The 18,396-nt window shown below is 59.1% G+C and carries 11 protein-coding genes and 8 pseudogenes; 10 read left to right on the plus strand and 9 right to left on the minus strand.

What is annotated here, in order from left to right:
• Positions 1-354 precede the first annotated feature (354 nt).
• Positions 355-588: pseudogene (locus M3I56_RS38570) on the plus strand (IS110 family transposase); the annotation flags it as partial.
• A 316-nt stretch (positions 589-904) separates the two neighbouring features.
• On the opposite strand, the gene M3I56_RS38575 reads toward M3I56_RS38570, so the two are convergent.
• Positions 905-1,909, minus strand: coding sequence for a PLP-dependent cysteine synthase family protein (locus M3I56_RS38575; RefSeq protein WP_254319223.1), 1,005 nt, complete (start codon positions 1,907-1,909; stop codon positions 905-907).
• A 29-nt stretch (positions 1,910-1,938) separates the two neighbouring features.
• On the opposite strand from M3I56_RS38575, the pseudogene M3I56_RS38580 reads away from it, so the two are divergent.
• Positions 1,939-2,487: pseudogene (locus tag M3I56_RS38580) on the plus strand (transposase); the annotation flags it as partial.
• A 551-nt stretch (positions 2,488-3,038) separates the two neighbouring features.
• On the opposite strand, the gene M3I56_RS38585 reads toward M3I56_RS38580, so the two are convergent.
• The gene (locus tag M3I56_RS38585; RefSeq protein ID WP_254358403.1) at positions 3,039-4,067 is read right to left on the minus strand and encodes an IS5 family transposase; all 1,029 of its coding nucleotides are present in this window, start codon (positions 4,065-4,067) and stop codon (positions 3,039-3,041) included.
• Between the two features lie 235 nt (positions 4,068-4,302).
• Entirely contained in the window at positions 4,303-4,716 is a 414-nt protein-coding gene (locus M3I56_RS38590; protein WP_254358404.1) for a ParB N-terminal domain-containing protein, read from the minus strand.
• A gap of 218 nt (positions 4,717-4,934) precedes the next feature.
• Between M3I56_RS38590 and M3I56_RS38595 the strand changes: the two are divergent.
• The 4 genes and pseudogenes from M3I56_RS38595 to M3I56_RS38610 all read left to right on the plus strand — a co-directional run.
• Positions 4,935-5,243, plus strand: a pseudogene (locus M3I56_RS38595) (transposase); the annotation flags it as partial.
• A gap of 776 nt (positions 5,244-6,019) precedes the next feature.
• A pseudogene (locus M3I56_RS38600) lies at positions 6,020-6,370 on the plus strand (transposase); the annotation flags it as partial.
• Between the two features lie 268 nt (positions 6,371-6,638).
• Positions 6,639-6,912, plus strand: a pseudogene (locus tag M3I56_RS38605) (transposase domain-containing protein); the annotation flags it as partial.
• Positions 6,913-7,348: 436 nt separating this feature from the next.
• Positions 7,349-7,594 carry a hypothetical protein gene (locus M3I56_RS38610; RefSeq protein WP_154678241.1) on the plus strand — a complete coding sequence of 82 codons (246 nt, stop codon included), beginning with the start codon at positions 7,349-7,351 and terminating at the stop codon, positions 7,592-7,594.
• A 60-nt stretch (positions 7,595-7,654) separates the two neighbouring features.
• Here the strand turns inward: M3I56_RS38610 and M3I56_RS38615 are convergent, their stop codons facing one another.
• Together M3I56_RS38615 and M3I56_RS38620 are read right to left on the minus strand one after the other, a co-directional pair.
• Entirely contained in the window at positions 7,655-8,476 is an 822-nt protein-coding gene (locus M3I56_RS38615) for an IclR family transcriptional regulator (protein ID WP_254319227.1), read from the minus strand.
• The gene (locus M3I56_RS38620) at positions 8,476-9,666 is read right to left on the minus strand and encodes a Xaa-Pro peptidase family protein (RefSeq protein ID WP_028209172.1); all 1,191 of its coding nucleotides are present in this window, start codon (positions 9,664-9,666) and stop codon (positions 8,476-8,478) included. The genes M3I56_RS38615 and M3I56_RS38620 overlap by 1 nt, the downstream gene beginning before the upstream one ends.
• Positions 9,667-10,008: 342 nt before the next feature.
• On the opposite strand from M3I56_RS38620, the gene M3I56_RS38625 reads away from it, so the two are divergent.
• Positions 10,009-10,893 (plus strand): DMT family transporter, encoded by an 885-nt coding sequence (locus tag M3I56_RS38625; protein WP_028209171.1) that lies wholly within the window; start codon positions 10,009-10,011, stop codon positions 10,891-10,893.
• A 12-nt stretch (positions 10,894-10,905) separates the two neighbouring features.
• Positions 10,906-11,771 (plus strand): annotated as a pseudogene (locus M3I56_RS38630) (IS701 family transposase); the annotation flags it as partial.
• 348 nt (positions 11,772-12,119) lie between these two features.
• Here the strand turns inward: M3I56_RS38630 and M3I56_RS38635 are convergent.
• The 3 genes and pseudogenes from M3I56_RS38635 to istA form a co-directional block, all read right to left on the minus strand.
• Positions 12,120-13,223 (minus strand): IS110 family transposase, encoded by a 1,104-nt coding sequence (locus tag M3I56_RS38635; protein WP_254358405.1) that lies wholly within the window; start codon positions 13,221-13,223, stop codon positions 12,120-12,122.
• Between the two features lie 109 nt (positions 13,224-13,332).
• Positions 13,333-14,121, minus strand: a complete 789-nt coding sequence (gene istB, locus M3I56_RS38640) for an IS21-like element helper ATPase IstB (RefSeq protein ID WP_254358406.1) — start codon at positions 14,119-14,121, stop codon at positions 13,333-13,335.
• A 7-nt stretch (positions 14,122-14,128) separates the two neighbouring features.
• Positions 14,129-15,663 (minus strand): annotated as a pseudogene (istA, locus tag M3I56_RS38645) (IS21 family transposase).
• A gap of 473 nt (positions 15,664-16,136) precedes the next feature.
• Here istA and M3I56_RS38650 point away from each other — a divergent pair.
• The gene (locus M3I56_RS38650) at positions 16,137-17,264 is read left to right on the plus strand and encodes an IS110 family transposase (RefSeq protein WP_254319232.1); all 1,128 of its coding nucleotides are present in this window, start codon (positions 16,137-16,139) and stop codon (positions 17,262-17,264) included.
• Between the two features lie 138 nt (positions 17,265-17,402).
• Here the strand turns inward: M3I56_RS38650 and M3I56_RS38655 are convergent.
• Positions 17,403-17,660 (minus strand): annotated as a pseudogene (locus tag M3I56_RS38655) (hypothetical protein); the annotation flags it as partial.
• 124 nt (positions 17,661-17,784) lie between these two features.
• On the opposite strand from M3I56_RS38655, the gene M3I56_RS38660 reads away from it, so the two are divergent.
• On the plus strand, positions 17,785-18,396 hold a 612-nt coding region (locus M3I56_RS38660; protein WP_254358407.1), incomplete at its 3' end, for an IS630 family transposase.

An 18,396-nucleotide genomic window follows, 5' to 3' on the forward strand; every position in this document is an offset into this window, starting at 1 on the left:
TTGAACATCCTCTGTAACGGCAACGTCGGCGGCGGGCCGCGCCGGCCCCGGCTCAGGTGCGGCAAGACAAATTGCCCGAACTGCGCTTCACTCAATTTCGTGGGAATCGCCTGCCGGCCATGGTTTGCAGCCATTTTCGCATCCGCAAAGCCCTGACTTTAACCGCTCCCCCCTCGCCAGCTCCGAAAGCCATTCCCGGTGGGGCTCGCAGACAAATTCGGCCCCTTCGGAAAACCCGCAATCAGTTGAGCAAGGACTTCTACTCGACCAGCCCGCGACAATCGGCGCCGTCTCGTCTCGAATATCTCGCGATGCCGAACCCCGGTTACCGCGAGACGTAACAGTAAGTCATATCAAAGAGGCGACACGTACTTGCGAACGTTATTGATCCACGGAGCGCGTGCTGTCATCCACGCGGCCCGACGCAGGAGCGACAAGGAAGGATGGCTATCCCGTTTGCTGCAGCGACGCAATTCCAATGTGGCCGCCGTTGCGCTGGCCAACAAGAACGCGCGGATCGTGTGGGCTCTGCTGACTCACGAGCGAACGTCGCGACCCGACCATGAGCCCGCGATACCAAATATTTAGCCTCGAACGGCACGAAGTTCGTAGCGAACGGAGGGACACTTCCACCGATTGCCAAGGCAATCATGACGTGATGGCAAGACAGGTCAGACCGTGACGAGCCAAACCCAACACTGTCAAAGAGCACCAGGCTCGCCAAGTTGATCGGGACCTCGTCAGCATATTCCATCAGGGACAGCCGGCCTGCGCTCGGCACTGAAGTCCGGATGCATGGCTGCAATCACGACCTTTGAACCATCACAACGTGAAGCTTGGCAAACCGGGGGCGTCCATGCATGACAGTGCCATCGCGACACCTTATATCAAACGGTGTTGCGCTTCAGATTTGAGGCCGCCTGCGGGCGTCCGCAATGAGCCCCTCGAAATGCTCTTCAATATCGATAATTTGTATCCCATGGATCGACAACCAGTCTTGATTGAAAACCGTGTCCAGGTACTTGGTACCACTGTCACAGACTATTGTTACGATACGCGATCCAACCGGTGCGCGTCGAGCCACACTGAACGCCTCGTAGACCGCCCCCCCCGTTGATCCGCCAACCAGCAAACCGTGCCGCTGGGCGAGATAATGGCATGTCGAAAAGGCCATGCGGTCGCTCACTTTGCGGCCCGAATCTATTACGCCGTAGTCAATGGCCAGTCCCACTTCAGCACCTTCAGGCGTGCCAGTCCCCGATTGGAGGTAATCTAGACCCTCACCGCCGAAGATGATGCTTCCGGCGGGCTCAACCCCGATTACTTGGAGCTCAGGAATACGCGTCCGCAACTGGCGTGCAGAACCACATAGTGACCCGCCGGTACCGATTGCGCAAACAAGATGCGTAATTGTTGGGCCCAGGTCGTCAAGCAATTCTGCAGCGAGTCCAGCATAACCGGCTGCATTTGCGGGATTGTTGTGCTGTTCAGTCCAATAGGCGCCTTCTTCACAGGAAATTCTCATTGCCTCTCGGTCCCGTATATCAGTCGCTAAAACACCGTCTCCGCCGCCAACGATCTGGACATTGCTTCCGAACGCACGAACAGTAAGAATTTTATCAAGGCTTGCGTGAGAGTCCATGAGAGCTGTGAAGTTTATTCTTCGCACAGCTGAAATCATCGCCAATGCGCTAGCCGTATTCCCAGAAGAAGATTCGACTATATCAGAAGCATCTTTATTCAATGCACGTGGACGATGGTTTAGCATACTCAACGCCATCCGGTCCTTCATTGATCCAGACGGATTGAACATCTCCAGCTTGAGATAAAGGTTAACTTCCTCACCGCGCAAAGGAATTTTGAGCAGGGGCGTATGCCCGATGGTATCTAGTATGCTATTGACGATCATCTATCTACTCCCAATCTTGGTGAAGTTTCGCCTATCCCAGCGCTGTCATTCTCGACGGGCGCACGCTGCAGTCGGCCTGCGAGAGGGAACCTCGCGCAGGTTACGACGGTTACAAGCGGAAACAACGCAGCAAAGTTCACATGACAGTTGATACATTGGGACAGTTGCTTGCTGTGCATGTGACGCCGGCCAACGAACAGGAGCGCGCGCAGGTCGGGGAACTGGCGCGTCAGGTTTAGCAGGCCACGGGCCAGACGGTCAAGGTAGCGTTCGCCGATCAGGGATATACCGGTGAGGAGCCCGCGCAGGCAGCGTTTGATGAGGGAATCGAACTTCAGGTAATCGAGTTGGCGGAGGCGAAGAAAGCCTTTGTTCTGTTGCCACGACGCTGGGTAGTGGAGCCCAGCTTCGGCTGGCTGAACCGATTTCGGCAGCTTGCGCCAGACTACGAGCGCTTGCCCGAGACCCTCGCCGGGCTGCACTTTGTAGTCTTCTCCGTACTGATTCTGGTTCATTTCGTAGACCTGATTAATAGAGCACCTAACACGCTAGAGATGCACGATGGGGCGATCGGTTGAACAATCTTTCGACTTCCTTCTACAGGCTCTATAACAATGCAAAGAGCATTCACCATCTCCGCGCCGAAATATCCTTCCAGTATTTTCCCGGTTCATGTCACGCAAAAATGCATGCGGTGAGGAAAACGATCTCCGGCATCGACTACTCCCCGCCTCTTGGCTTCCCGCTTGTCCCCCTTGTCACAGCGCAATGAGGCCAGTCAACTTCATACCCTCAAGAAGGATCCGAATACGGAAGGCCTTACAGTGAGGCAACGACTTGCGCGCTGGCTTTCGGCGCATTCCGCACAGTCAGATGAACGAATAGCACCTACGTGCCCCGCCACCCAAGCGGGACGATCAACAGCGACCTTATGCGCGTTATCCCGCCATTGAAGTTGGCTTGTCCTGACCTAGCAGGTTGCGGAAATACACCCTCGACGGATGCGGCCTTCCTCGATCTCCGCGGCCGCCGTCGCTAAATCTTTCGCATTGTGCAATTTCAACGCGAATCAACCTTTTTAAAGCGCTGTGAGGCCGACTTCTGGCCTCATTGGCGCCTTTTCCCGCCACTATGGACGGAACTGTGCCAGCGATCGCATGCGCACGAGGTTGTAGGCCGCCATGTTCAACACGAACATCTGGTCCACCTTCTTCAAGCCACGCACCATCACCTGGCGCATGCGCCCCACGGTCTTGGCCCAGCCGAAACCTTGTTCGACCAACTTACGCAGTGTTTGCGCAACGTGCGGCGTGACCTTCATCTGCTGGCACGCCTCGATGAATTCCTGTGCGTCGTAACCCTTGTCTGCACCCAGCGTGATTTCCGCGTCCGGATCCTCTGCCGCCTGCCGTGCGTCGTAGATCATGATCTTGGCCGCTTCACGCTCAGCATGCCCATCGGCGCGTGTCACGCGCGCGTTGACCACCAGGCCATGCCGGTTATCGGTCAGCGTATGGCCCATGTACCGCAATTCGCTGGCCGTTTTGCCTTTGCGATAGAGCTGCGCATCTGGGTCGGTTCTCGACTGATGTGTCTCGTTGCTGCGTTTCTCGCCCTTGAAATCGCCCGCACCGCCACCGTCGTTGTCCTGATCGTCGCCATTCTTGCGTACAAAGCTCCTGTGTCCGGCCCACGCCTGGATCAGCGTGCCGTCCACGCTGAAATGCTCACCCGAGAGCAGACACTTCTTCCCGGCGATGGCCACCACTTCGTTGAAGAATTCGATGATCGCATCGTGCTTGATCAGGCGCTCGCGGTTCTTCGTGAAGACCGTCGGTACCCACACCTCGTCGCCCATCGCCAGGCCGATGAACCAGCGAAACAGTAGGTTGTACTGCACCTGCTCCATCAGCTGGCGCTCTGAGCGGATGCTGAAAAGCACCTGAATCAGCATGGCTCGCAGCAACTTCTCTGGCGCGATACTCGGCCGCCCACCTTTGATGTCCGCTTCGTACATCTGGGCGAACAGTCGATCCATCTTCGCCAGCGCTTCGTTCGCCATCACGCGGATCGAACGCAACGGATGCCACTTGGGGACGAAGTCGTCCAGCTTGCGCATGGAAAACAGACTCTCGGTGAATGTGTCGGCGCCGCGCATGATCTCCAGGGGACAAGTAGTGGTCCATCTATCAACGCCTCACGAGCTCTATGCGATGACGTGTTTAAGCGGTATTTCAGCGGCCTGCTAGTTGGTACGCACGGTAGTAAGTCCCGCTATGGACCTGTCTATCCCAGCCATAGTTCGAATCGACTATTCAGAAGATCGTGCACCAAATTTCTGAATAAAGATATTGCGTCCTCCAAGCCAAGGCTATGAAGTCTGGGACAGCGCATTATCTCAGGTCATTGAGCGCGATCGCACAATTCGGCAAAGTGCCATTCAACGCATGTCGAGTGGTCTTGAAACTCATCAAATTTCCAGAAAGACCAGCATGGATGATACGATCAATAACCACTGGCGCAGGATTATCCCAGTAGGTGACATTCAAGTTGGGATCATCATAAGAAAGCAAAATACACGGAACAAACGACAAGTCTAGCTCCTTGGCGCAGAAATAGCGATGATGGCCGTCCATAATAATGAAATGGCGGTGCTCTACCAGAATAGGTGTGGTCCACTGTCCAGTTTCCGCGATTGATTTACCTAGCGTCTGTGCGCGTGGCACGTTGATATTCTCACTTGGACGAAGTTGACTTACTGGCAGTATGTCGATCGTGTAAGTTCCGATAGCTTTCGAGGATGACACGGGCTTCTCCTAATATCAGCGTTTCTCCCTAGATTAGGCAATGCATGTATCGTGCCATACGAAGAGGCCCATATAATTCAGCCGGCGGTCCTTGATAGTAGTGTCGCGTGTCTGACATTGTCGGAAAACCGTCTTCTTTAAGGCAATGCTGATCAAGTCTACCGTTCACGACTGTCACGCGTTATAGCGTGAGCATGCAACGGCGAAAGCAAAAAACGATGAAGCAACTGACACTGGCGATGGCTGTCGATCAATGCGCGGGATTCGGGGCGCAGCGCAAACCTACGCGACGCGAAGTGTTTCTCGATGAGATGAACACGATCGTGCCGTGGGCGCAGCTGTGCGCGGTGGTGGAGCCGTTTTATCCGAAACGCGGCAATGGTCGCCCGCCGATTGCGCTGGAGCGCATGTTGCGAATCCATTTTGTGCAGCACTGGTTCAATCTCGCCGACCTTGCATGCGAAGAGGCGCTGTACGACAGCCTCAGCCTGCGCCGTTTCGTCGGCATTGACCTTGCTGTACGACCAGCAGTTGCCTATCCAGACATGCGTAACCGGTAACGGTTGGGTGTGAAGCTCTGGAGACAACGCGCCTCGCGACTGACGGTTCACCCCGGCGACGGGGGATAGATCGACACTGCCAGCCGCCGTGCGGTGTGAGGTGCCAGGCAAGTTCTGCATGCGCAACATAAGTGAACTGTTGATAAACCTCGTTAGTACGAATGGGCCAAAGCGGCTGTTAGGCCCTGACCAAAAGGTGTGCAGCCGGTTGCTTCCGTCTTGTCAGGGAGTACGTCGTCACAAGGGCTGCCGGGGGAGAGACAGGCGCTAGACAGACAGGGAACATTCGGGTCGGCAAGGATGGGAACGTGGTAAGCCCAATTGTCCGCCCACGCTAGTTTTTTTGGGGGGGCAAAGGCAGGTGACTCGCAAGGAAAACTGTTGGACAAGTGGGTATGAGAACGCGGAAAAAGCGAAGGGTGGTCGGTAATAGGCCACATAGGGGTTCAAAATTTGCCCTGATCTGAAAGGATGCAGACTTCCGCGTGGTGCAGTTGTCGTAGGCCTACATTTGAGATTCCGCGCAGGGCAGCTTGTGAGTAGCCGGACATGTTCCAGGTTCAGCGCCCTTGCCCTCGGTAGCGAGGTGAATCAACGATGTGACGCGTACGAAGGTCGTATGCAGTGCCGGTGCGACCGGCGTCAGTACGACGCTTAATGCTGTGCTCGAGCCGTATGCGGGGAAAGCCCGCAAGTACGGTTCTTCGGGGGCCCCGCTGCCGAGAGGCAGGGGGCTACCCAATCATCCGCTGCCACAGTTGCTGCACGGTGAGGAGCAACGCGTCTACGGTGACAGCGCATACGCGAGCCAGAAAGCACTGATTCACAGCAAGGCTCCGAAGGCACGTGACTTCACCAACAAGCGCACGCGTCGCAAGGACGTCGTCGACGAAGTGGCGCGGCGCAAGAACCGCAACAAGTCGAAGATCCGTGCCCGGGTCGAGCATGTGTTTGCGGTCGTGAAGCGGCTGTGGGGCTTCACGAAGGTTCGTTATCGCGGGCTGTCGAAAAACGCCAATCGCGCCTTCGTTGCGCTCGCGCTGGCCAATCTTTACATGTGGCGAGGTCGCTCGACAGCACAGGTGCGCCCGTAGAGGGCCAAAGACGGGCGGCAAGCCCGTGCAGGGCCCCTCAAGGAGCCCAACATGAGCAGGAATGCTCGCTTTTACGGCTGTTATTCGCGATCTCAAAAGTTTTCACATGCCTTGGTCGCAACCCGTTGTGTTTACACGGCTTGATCAGCGTAGCCCTAATGCCGGCCTGCCCGAAAGACATGCTCCCGACGCCCCTATCCCGGAACCCGCACGATACGCCACTTATATGGTGCGTGCGCGCCGGGAGGCGCGCACGAAGAGCATGCCAGATAACAACATCGCGGAGAACGTGCCGCGTTGTGTAAGCCTGGGTCGGAAAATTTTTTTATTCGCCGGCTCAGACAGCGGCGGCGAACGGGCAGCCGCGATGTTACGCACGGATTGGCACTTGCATACTCAATGACATCGATCCGCGTGCCTACCTCGACTATGTGCTGACCCATATCGCCGGTCACAAAATCAATCGCATCGACGAGCTCCTGCCTTGGCATGTCGCCGACAAGCTACACACACCAGGCAGTCCGCCAGATGCCGCTACCTGACCGGCCGCTCCAGTACACCATCATGCTTTACGCGCTCGCGAAAGGGCGAACGGCCCAACTGAGCCGCTTACGGCGAGGACGCCCTGCAGCGCTGACATCCTGCACAGCGAGCGTCGGCGTCACGCCGAACAGACCAACCTATGCGCGCACCCGCTCTTCACGAACACGCCGCTCGAACATTGGCATCAACGTCGCTTCGATCCACCCCATGCCATCCGACTAGCCAGTACGGCCAGCGGGTGACGCAAATCGATCATCGCTGGAGGCGGCTGCGGAAGAAATCGGGCGTGCTCATCGGCAGTTCTCAAGCCCGGAAATGTCCATTCCATTTTGATTCTGGGAGTCTCGCAACCCCTGATCCACGCCCATTCCAACTCCCCGTCTGGCCCCACGCCATTCTGCAGACCGAGTACGTACACGCCTTTGGCAAGACGTCATGCTTCGATCGCAGCATGCCACTTCCGCACAAATCCAGTGTCGAGGCGGCGGCGCTAACGCGCAGGCAAGCTCTACCAGCGGCGGCGTGCAAAGCACGAATCCAAAGGTGCATCGGATCGCCGCCTTGCAGCGTGTATGGTTGATTCCATCTCTTGACTTTAAGCCCTTCCAAAAGAATTTGTTTTCGGAGTACAAGCTCACATTCAAGAATGTAGAAGCCATTTGCGCCAAAATGTTGAACTGACGAGTTCGACATTAAGACATTAAATTAATTTTCGACCCACTCATGCTTCTGTCCCAGCCGTCATCCAGAACGGAACCCGCAGTTGCGCGTAATCCGACTCGCTGCACCCAGTATCGCGCTGATCACATCTTTCAGATCGAGGTCGGGGCTGAAATGCATTGAGTATGCGACGCTGATCGCTGCCCGCACCTGTCCGCTGACGTCTCCGACGGGAGCGCCAACTGACGAGATGCCCTCGACCTGTTCGTCCTCAATCAACACATATCCGTCAGTCCGGATCCTGTGCAAAGACGCGACGAGTTGCTCCGGGTCAGTAATTGTCTTGGCCGTGCTTTGCTCCAGCGGTTCCGTTCGGAGCAGTTCCAGCGCCTTCTCGTCAGGAAAAGACGAAAGGATAGCCTTACCGATGGCCGTGTTGTGCAAACCAATTGGCGACCCGGGAAGCACCCTGACGGTGACCGGTCTCTTTCCGTCGATACAAAGCAAGTACATCGGGGTCTTGTCCTGGAGTACTCCCAGATAGCCGTCGATGCGCATGCTGTCCGCCAAGTGCTGGAGTTCTTTGCGGGCCTCGAGCAGCAGCGTGTCCCGAGCCATCAGCCCTGCGCCCATATTCAGGGTTTGATACCCAGTACTGTACTGCCTGGTCACAGGGTCGCGCCGCAAATAGTGCTTTTCCGTCAGCGTGTTGAGCAGACGTTGAACGATCGCCGGACTTAGCCCGAGCTGACGCGATATCTCACGGGTACCCAAGGGTTCCTGCGACGCATTGAGCAACTCCATTACGTCGAGGCCTCGTTCAAGTGACTGGATCTTCATTGAGATCTTGTCTATACGAAGGTTGATGGCCTGCAAACAGCCGGTGTGAGTCTGCTGATCCATTACTTTACCTGATAGAGCTCCCGCGATGAACAGGTCAGCAGTTCGTGCCCGTCGTCCGTAATGATAGCTGTATCTTCAACCATCATGCCGCCCCAACCGAGCTCGTAGTACGGAGTCTCTACGCAGAACACCATGCCGGACTCAAGCAGCACGTCGGAGCCGGGAGCGATCGACGGAAATTCATGGGATTGCAAGCCGATACCGTGTCCGCAGTGATTCCGCTGATATTCCGGCAAAGCGCCTTTGCGAACGGCATCAATAGCGATGTTGAAAATGTCGCTAACCAACGCTCCGGGTCGCAATGTAGCAATTTGTGCCTGTTCGCCCGCCAGCAACGCCGCGTAGCGCTGAGCCTGTTCGTGAGACGGCGCGCCGACAGTCAGCGTGCGCGCCATGTCTGAGCAATACCCATTTACTGTACAACCGATGTCCATGCGCACGAGATCCCCGGCTTCGAGGCGTTTGTTGCGAGCATAGGCGTCAACGCGGGAACTGCGCTCGCCTGAAGTCACCACGACGAAGCGCGGGATGCCTCCCCCTCGAACGATAGTACCGGTGATTTCGTGTGCAATATCGAGCTCGGTGACGCCAGCGCGGACCATCGGCACGACGGATTCGAGTGCCCTATCAGTAATGTGTGACGCGTGGCGAAGAAGGGCGAGCTCGGCTGGCAACTTCGTCGCGCGCGCGCGCTTCAGCGACGGTGCCCCGTTCTGGAAGGCTGCCTGTGGGAACTGCTGCCAGATTGCCCGCGTCAGCCTTTCGTCCCGCGTATCGAGGCCGGCTCGTACCCCACGGAGATCAAAGCTTCGCAAGGCGGACACCACCGTATCGACGTAATTTGCGCCTTGCGCGGGCATGTCCGCATAGCTCGCGACTCCCGCCGTTGCGCCCACATAGAAGGTGCCATATCGCCAGATGCAGGAGGCGTCATCCAATTGCTCGAGAGCGGCAGCTGCGTCGCTCGCGCCCGTAATCAGGACCACTCGATCGCGTGTGGCGATCGCTGCCTGCGCATACGGTCCGGCATCCTGGAGGATGCTTCGATAGCCTGTCAGGTAGCCCACGTGAACGGGGTCCATGGTGATGATCACGTCAAGCTCTGGCGCGGTCGAGAAGAATTTCACCCTGCAGGCAGCGGCCAGGTCGGCGGTTTGTTGCTCAAGAAGCGCCAGGTCGGTGTAGCTCATCGGTTCCTCCAGTTAAGGGCTTGATCCAAGCATGAGGGAATAAACTTCGGAGACACAATCCCCGAGGAGCATTAGCCCAATGAGGCTGATACTGAAGTCATGCCATACCAGCGCCAGCATCAAACTTTGCCTCCACTGAGAGCCAATGAAGGGCGACGCCACAACGAACATCTTTATTTTCGCCTTTCCCTAATCCCGCTCATTGACGGTGATCAATTCTCACGACCATTTTGCCAGGTACTATCGTCTCCGTCGTTCAATTTCCGTGAGCTTCAGGAAGATCCATCGCGAGATTCCACGCGTGCAAACCCAGCGACGCACGTCGCTTCGCCTTTGTCTCATATGCTAACCACTCGTTCTTCGGACAGACCTGCGTCGGCCTCACCGGATCGGCTTGCCAACGTCGCAGCCCTGTTCGGCTTACTGTCCATGCTTTGTGTGCAGTTTGGTGTCGCACTGTCCGTGCCGACGATGGATGCGTTCGGTACGTTCAGCACGATCTGGCTCAGGCTTGCATGGGCGGCCGTCATCCTAGCGCTCGTCGTGCGTCCAAAGCTGCATCGTTACTCCTGGAGACACTGGGTCGCAGCTGGCGCACTGGGCATTGCAATGGCCGGGATGACGTTGTGCTTGTTCTCGGCAATCGAGCGAATACCGATTGGCCTGACAGTTACGATCGCCTTCCTGGGCCCGCTGACGGTCGCCACGGCCAGCGCGCGGCGACTGCGGACCTTGGTCTGGTCGCTTCCCGCGGCTGCCGGCGTGCTGTTGCTTGCCCATGACTCCGCAGGGTGGATCGGCGACCCCATAGCCATGCTGCTCGCCGCAGGCGCCGGGGCCGGTTGGGGAAGCTACATCGTATTGGTGAAGAAAGCCGGCACGCTCTTCAACGGACTCGAAGGCCTGTCAGTATCGCTCATAGTGGCTGCCTTGGCGGTCACGCCGTTTGGGATCGCTGAGAATCGTTTGCATGTCCCTCCCCTGCAGTTGGCCACGACGGCTGGGCTCTCGCTACTTGTACCGCTACTGCCCTATGCATTGGAAATGGTGGCTCTAAGGCACATGCCCGCCGCTTCGTTTGGCATTCTGATGAGCCTAGAACCGGCGATCGGTACACTAGCGGGCTTCGTGGTGCTTGATCAGGCGATGACAGCACTGCAACTCGCGGGCACTGCGCTCGTCCTCAGCGCGAGCGTCGCCGTGACTGTTAGACGACCTCAAACTTGAAGTGGAACCGCCGAGGTAAAGTTCGCGACCAAGACTGAGATTGCTCTGCAACAGATGAAAACGCTGCTGGCCTCTGGCGCGCCCAGGTATTGCGTGTTAGCGGATGCCGGCTACGGGGTGGATAACGCGTTTCGCCAGCGTCTGAGCGATCTGGGCTTGCCCTACGTGGTCGGTATCACCTCGGCGGTCGTGGTCTGGCCGCCGGCGGTGCCGCGGCGCACGCGCAGTCGACAACCGGCGAACGTCAAGGACCTGGCGCATTCGCTGCCTTCTGCCGCCTTCCAGACGATCAGTTGGCGCGAAGGTTCGAACGCAACGCTCAGTGGACGTTTTGCAGCCGTGCGTGTGCGTCATGCCGGCGGCAATAGCGGCAAGGCGCGTCTGCGGCCCGAGCAGTGGCTGCTCATCGAGTGGCCACCTGGAGACGCTGACCCATTGAAGTACTTCCTGTCGACCCTTCCGGCTGACGTTGCACTGGAAGAACTCGTCGCCCAGGCACACATGCGCTGGCGTATCGAACGCGACTACCAGGATTTGAAGCAGGAGCTGGGGCTCGGGCATTACGAAGGCCGAGGATGGCGAGGCTTCCACCACCATGCCACGCTAAGTATCGCGGCGTACGGGTTCCTCGTCTCTGAACGACTTACTGCCGGCGCTTCCGTCAGCGCCAAAAAAACTTCGCTTCCCGCCAGGCGCCTTCGCTTCCTGCGGATTACATCCCACTGGGGAGCCCTGCGCGCACAGCGCCACGTGGCTGATTCGATCACCACGATTCGTCATCAACTCAGCTTCCTGTTGATTGCAAGACTCGCAATGTGTCCATACTGCCACCGACGAAATCAAAGGTTTATCTTAAGGTTTATCTTATGACACAGTAAGATTTCTATGGGGCATTGGAAGTCAAGCCCTTTTACGATGTGCTTTCCTCGATTCGACGACCTCCGTTTGAGATTCTGAGATATCTGTTTCTGTTCGGATTCCTTTGTATGTGACTGCTCTTCAGCAAGTTAGAGGCCGGAGTGTCTGATATCCGGGCGGTCTGCCCGGTGTAACTTCTATCCGTGCCGGCATCAGGCCGGTCACCACATACCGCATGCGCAGAGCGCTGGGACCACTCCGTTACCAACGCACCCCATCTAAAACTACGGTTACCCGCCGGGCAACCCTCTTACTGTCCGGGTGCGCAAACCTGTCTGCCCTGTGTTCAATGACTGTCGTCGCTCAGGTTAAAGCTCCGCCGCTGCCACCAGTTTGAGCTTTGCCCCTGCCGGAATCTCGCCATGTTCGAGATAGCGCCATATTACGATTGCAAGACGGCGCGCAAGCGCGACAATGCCGATGCGTCGCGAACGCTTCCCCGCACCGCCAAAGCGCTGGTTGAACCATTTGCTCAGCTCGCTGGCCGGCTGGAAGCGTAGCCAGCTCCATGCAAGCTCCACCATCAGCCACCGCACCCGCTTGTTGCCCGCCTTGCTGATGCCCTGTTCGACTTCACTGGTGCCGCTTGCATAGGGCGTTGGCGCCAGGCCCAGGCAGCCGGCGAGCTCGCGGCGATTGGCAAACCGCCGCCATCCAAACAGTTCCTTCACGAGTGTCCACGCACTGCCGGTGCCAATGCCCGCCAGCCGTGCCAGCCCGGCAATGGCCGGTTGCCCGCCGTTGCGCACCTGACGGGCCTGCGTTGTCTCAAGCGTCCTGATCTGCCGGGCGACAAGAGCGAGTCGCTCGATCTCACGTTCAATCTCGGCGCGCAGGTCCGGCAGGAGTTGCGCAGCGTGTTCGGCCCACCAGCCTCCCCAGGTGCGTCCACCGATGTGTTCAGTGCGCAGGTTGTGCAGCACGAGCAGCGAGCGGACACGGTTGCTGTGCGCCGTGCGCTCCTGCCGAAGGCGGCCGAGTTCCCGATGCACGCGTCGCTCATCTTCCTGCTCAGGGCTCGGGATACGTGCGATCGCCCATAGCCGCCGCTCGCCTGCGTGGTAGCGCATCAGCATCGAGAGCAGCCGGTCGGCGTCGAGCCGGTCGGTCTTCGCGCGGCGTGCCCGCCGGCTTACCTCGATGCTGGCAGGGTCCACCACCAGGTTGGAGATCCCTTGCGCGCTCGCCCAGCGGTGCAGCCAGAAACCATCACGTCCGGCCTCGTAGCAGCTGCGAACCGGAGCGTCGTCGGGCAGGCGGCAGCGCACCTTCGCTCTCGCAATCGCCTTCAGGACTGCCGCGGTATCGCCGGCAGCCACCGTACACCGGCTCGGCGAGCGAACGCCGTCGCCAAGACAAAGCTTCCAGCTCCTGTCGCCCAACTCAAAGGCGACATACAACGAGCCGACCACCTTTGCATCCTGTCCATTACGGGCTGTCACGGGGCGGCGTAATCGAGCCGGGGATGGGCGGCGTAATGGAGCCAGCAGAAACGGGGGTAAAGCGCAGATTCGAACGGGCTCAAGAATGCGGTTTTTTGCCCGATTTGGCAACCGCGTTTTCACTGCTCGCCGGCATCGGTTTGGGCTTGCGGAAGCTCTCGCCCTCGATCACGACTCGATAGGCGCCGTGGCGTAGCCGGTCCGGCGTCGCGGCACCCAGGATGCGGTTGTCGGGGAACGCATCACCCCATTCACTCAGATCTAAATTCGACGTGACGATCGAAGCCGCGCGCTCATATCTGGCGGCGATCAGGTCGTGGAAGTCTTCGTCGTGCGGTGGGTGCAGCGGTTTGACGGCGAAGTCGTCGATGATGAGCAGCGGCACACGCACGAACTGCTGGAACTTGCGCTCGTACAGGCCCGTGGCGCGGGCCGCGTGCAGCTTCTTGAGCAGATCTGTCTGTGAGATGAACAGCACGTCACGCCCTTGCCGGGCCGCGCAGTGGCCCAGTGCCTGCGCCAGATGTGACTTGCCGACGCCTGTTCCGCCGACCAGCAAGACACAGACCTTCTCGTCGATGTAGCGGCCGGTAGCGAGATCGTGGATATAGATCCGGTTGAGCTTGGGCACCAGATCGAAGTTGAACGTCTCGAGCGTCTTGCCCATCGCGAAGCCGGCACGGGCAAGTCGTACGCCCAGCTTCTTCGTGTCGCGTCGCGCGATTTCATCGTGCAGCAGCATGGCGAGGAACTCGGTGTAGGCAAGCTGCCCGTCGATGACTTCGCGGTTTCGCTGTTCGAGCGAGTCGAGGATACCGGAGAGGCGCAGCTGCTTGAGGATAGTGTTCAGTTCGGGGCTCGGATTCATGGCCGGCTCAATGGATCAGAAGGGATTGAAGGTCGCGGCCGAAGCGGCCACCGTTCACGTAGGTGTCGGTGGGCGCCGCCGTGGTCGATGGCGTCGCAGCCTCGCTGTCGAGCCCCTTGTCGAGGATCGTCTTGATGGTGCGATACTGGGGGCTGGAGAACGCGAGCGCACGCTCGCACGCGGCGTTCAGGCGCACGCGGCGTTCAGGCGCACATCGCCAACCTGCTCGCGCAGCCTCACGATGCCCTGTGCGCCGCGCAGGTTCTCAAGCACCGTGTTGTTGAACATCGCGAGGATGACGGCATGGCAGGCAGGCCCGATATCCTTCGCACGCGCCAGGCACCACTGGGGATCGTGCTCGAGCCAGGCCTGTGGCTCGGGCGGCTGGTGGTCGCGCACGGTGTGGCGGTCCCCCGGCTTGCGTAGCCTTGGATGGGTTGCGACGAGCTCGTGCCGGTGGAACGCCTGCACGACCGTGTCGGTGGCCTTGAGCCATAGCTGCTTGCAGACCAGCGTGAAGGGCACTGAGTACAGCGCCTTCTTGTAGACAACGTGGCCGTCCGTATGCACCTTGACCTCGGACCACACGGCCAGTACCGGCGGCACCAGGCGCGTGAGCAGCGGCCGCTCGATCGCGAAACGCGTGAGCGGTTGCTCGTGTGTAGTGCCGTGATCGCGCACGCCGGCCTGCTGCAGGATCCTCTCGCGCAACTGACGGTTCGCATCGGCCAGATCGCGGAACTCGCGTAGTGGTACGATGGACTTCTTGACGTACTTGACTCCGGATTCAACGATTCCCTTCTTGGCTGGGTCGTGCGGCGGACATGGGTCGATGCGGAAACCATATGCTTCGGCGAGCCCCGCGTAGGAACGCTGGACTTCGGGGCTATGCATGCAGTGCCGGATGATTGTGCACTTGGCGTTGTCGATCGTCACCCGGGAAGGACAGCCCCCGAACCATTCAAAGGCGCGGCGATGACAGGCCAGCCACGTCTCGACGGTCTGGTCCAGTACAACCTCGGCGTACTGATGCCGGGACCGGCACAGGGTCATGACGAAGATCCACGTCTTGAGCGGGATACCGGACTCGTGCGTGAGCACGGGGCCGGCGCCGAAATCAACCTGGGCGGCTTCGGCGGGGGCGAACTCGAGGATCGTCGTCGCCTTGACGACGCGTTCGGCCGCAATCCGGCGCAGCATGCGTTTAACGGCGTCGTAACTGCCGGTATAGCCGTGATTACGCTGAAGGGCTGCATGGATTGTGGTGCCCTGGACGCCGGCGTCGAGCCACTCGCGAACCTGCTCGCGGTACGGCTCCACCGTGGGGATGCTACTGCGTGGCACCTGTCTCGGTACGCCGTTGAGGACGCTCGCGATCTCTGCGTCTTCCGGCATGGGCTGCGCCGGATCGAGCCAGCCTCGCGTCTGGGCTTCCTGCCGTAGTGCTGCGAGCTTGGCTCGGCCCATCAGGCGTCGCCGCGCGATGTCGCGGTCGGAATCACCGCGCCGCATGCGCACGAGGATGTGACGATATTCGAACAACTCAAACCTCCTGTTGGCCATAGGCGCTCCGTTCAAATGAACGAAGCGTACCGACTTGGAAAGTTCGAATTGCGCTTGTGCCCGCTACCGCTGGCTTCTACACGCCGCCCGATGGGTGGCTCCTTTACGCCGCCCATGAGGTGGCTCGATTACGCCGCCCCTGGACTGGCTCCATTACGCCGCCCATCAAGTGGCCCGATTACGCCGCCCCCGAATTGGCTCTATAACGCCGCCCGCTGACACGGGCCATGCCGGACGTGTCCATTTGCGTGCTCCCATGAAGAAAACGGTTTGCACATTCCGTTTTACTCCTCAGGCTTCGTTTCTGCTGCCCTCATAGACAGTATGACTTTCGCTGCGCACGAAGCTGACCGCCGCGCGGAGGTGAAGCGCGGGTTAGCAACGAATGCCAGAGCCGCAAGAGTATGGTCTAAGCCAATACTCAACAACCTGTTTCCGGCACGGAGGTCAGCGTGAAAAACGATAGCACGGTATTTGTCGGCCTGGACGTCCACAAGGATTCGATTATGGTCGCGTATTCGGCCGGATTAGGAGAGGTAGAAGTCCTTGGCAAAATTGGAACGCGAGCGGCTGATATCGATCGTTTGTGCAAACGCATGCAGTCAAAAGCGTCGAACGTCGTATTTGTCTACGAGGCCGGACCGTGCGGCTATGGCCTTCATCGCCAGTTGACCGCGAAGGGGTACCCCTGCATGGTCTGCGCGCCGTCACTGATTCCCCGCAAGCCCGGCGAGCGGGTCAAGACCGACCGCCGCGATGCGGCGAAACTGGTACGCGCACTTCGAGCTGGAGATCTGTCGCCCGTGCACGTGCCCACCGTCGAGGACGAAGCGTTTCGTGACCTGGTCCGCACCTGGGGCGCCGCCAAACAGGATCTGAAGCAGGCCAGGCAACGTCTCAAAGCCTTCCTGCTCGTCCACGATGTGCGCTATACCGGGCGCGCCGACTGGGGGCCGGCACACCGGCGCTGGATCAGCAGTTACTCGTTCGATTCGCACTGGCAGCAGCTTGCGTTCGAGGAGTATCGCCGGACCATTGAAGACCGCCTCGCGCAGTGCGAACGACTCGAGACGGCCTTGCGCGAGATGGCGCCACAATGGCGTTTCTATCCGGTGGTCAAAGCGCTCCAGGCGCTACGTGGCATTCAGTTCACCAGCGCCATCGGCTTGCTTGCCGAGCTCGGTGATCTGTCACGCTTCGATCACCCGCGGCAGCTCACTGCATGGCTTGGTCTGACGCCATCCGAACATTCCTCGGGCCAGAGACGCAGGCTGGGCAGCATCACGAAGGCCGGCAACGGCCATGCGCGTCACCTGCTGGTTGAAGCGGCATGGTCATACCGTCACCCGGCCAAGGTAAGCGCCGTCATCCAGCGACGCCATGAAGGACTGCCCAAGGCCATCATCGATCGCGCGTGGGATGCACAGTTGCGGCTGTGCAAGCGGTATCGCAGGCTGGTCGCACGTGGCAAGCATTCCAACGTCGCCGTAATCGCGATTGCACGCGAGCTGGCCGCATTCGTCTGGGAAATCGCGCGAATGACCTCAAATCCGCCCGAGTGGAAAACACAGGCGCACTGATAGCCGCACCAATGCGAATTCAAAATCCAACGGAAGGAACTGTCTGCTGAGGACGGCGCAGCACGGTCCGTGAACAATCCGCGAAGATACTACGAGACGGCCTCACGGCCAGACTCTCGGACATAGAGCGCGGCAGGTTCACAAGACGGCACCCTGTAATGTGGTAACCAACCCACGGATATCAGCCGGATCCACCGTCGACGTTACAGGCTGCGCCGCCCTCAGCGGAGTCAGTCCCGCGCCCGCTCGAACCATAGGCCAGACGTTCTCGGACGGATCGACGGCAAAGTCCATGAATACGGTACGGTGCTTCATGGAAAGAGCTTCGCGAAGGATCGGCTCGACATCGCACGGTCGCTCGATGCGAAAGCCGACGTGCCCGTAAGCGCGGGCGAGCGCATCAGGCGAACTCCGGGCCCCATGACTATCCACACATTATAAATGAACTGCCTGAACCGGCAGGCCGTCCTTCCACCCCTAGTCCATTGCGTCATTGAAAAAGCACCTTATTTGGTATTCAATGAAACGCATGGAAAAGATGAATTTGACCACGCTTGAGCGCAAACAATTGCTGTCAGCAACTCGTAGCCAAACGGTGCGCGCAGCGGACGCGCGGCGTGCACGGCTGATCTTGATGCTTGATGAAGGCGAAGCACGTGAGGCGATCATGCAGCGGCTGCGGTGTGACTCGCGCTTCATTACCCGTTGGTCGAGTCGGTTTTTGGCGGAGCGGTTGGGAGGCCTGTACGCGCGCCATCCGGGACGAGCTCCTGTGCATCCGCCTGAAAAGCTCGAGGCGCGGGTTCTGAATCTCACGCTTAAGCACCGGCCCTCGGACGGCTCGACGCATTGGAGCAGCTATAAGCTTGCGGCGGCTCTGGGCGATGTAGGCGCCTCGACGGTACAGCGCATCTGGCGCAAGCACGGCGTGCGCCCCCATCGACTCGATACGCACATGGTCTCAAACGACCCTGACTTCGAGACCAAGGCTGCAGACGTCATCGGCCTGTATCTGAACCCGCCCGCACATGCGGTGGTGTTCTGCGTGGACGAGAAGACGGCAATTCAAGCTCTGGATCGTAAGGATCGGATGCTACCGCTGTCGCCAGGGCGCGCCGAGAGCCATGGCTTC

Origin of the sequence: Paraburkholderia sp. CNPSo 3281 (assembly GCF_024206515.1) — a bacterium.
Lineage (GTDB): Bacteria > Pseudomonadota > Gammaproteobacteria > Burkholderiales > Burkholderiaceae > Paraburkholderia > Paraburkholderia nodosa.

Coding starts and splice junctions, on each gene's coding strand:
- istB (WP_254358406.1), bottom strand. CDS start 14,121: ATGAATCCGAGCCCCGAACTGAACACTATCCTCAAGCAGCTGCGCCTC.
- M3I56_RS38615 (WP_254319227.1), bottom strand. CDS start 8,476: ATGGATCAGCAGACTCACACCGGCTGTTTGCAGGCCATCAACCTTCGT.
- M3I56_RS38620 (WP_028209172.1), bottom strand. CDS start 9,666: ATGAGCTACACCGACCTGGCGCTTCTTGAGCAACAAACCGCCGACCTG.
- M3I56_RS38585 (WP_254358403.1), bottom strand. CDS start 4,067: ATGCGCGGCGCCGACACATTCACCGAGAGTCTGTTTTCCATGCGCAAG.
- M3I56_RS38625 (WP_028209171.1), top strand. CDS start 10,009: ATGCTAACCACTCGTTCTTCGGACAGACCTGCGTCGGCCTCACCGGAT.
- M3I56_RS38575 (WP_254319223.1), bottom strand. CDS start 1,909: ATGATCGTCAATAGCATACTAGATACCATCGGGCATACGCCCCTGCTC.
- M3I56_RS38610 (WP_154678241.1), top strand. CDS start 7,349: ATGCTTCGATCGCAGCATGCCACTTCCGCACAAATCCAGTGTCGAGGC.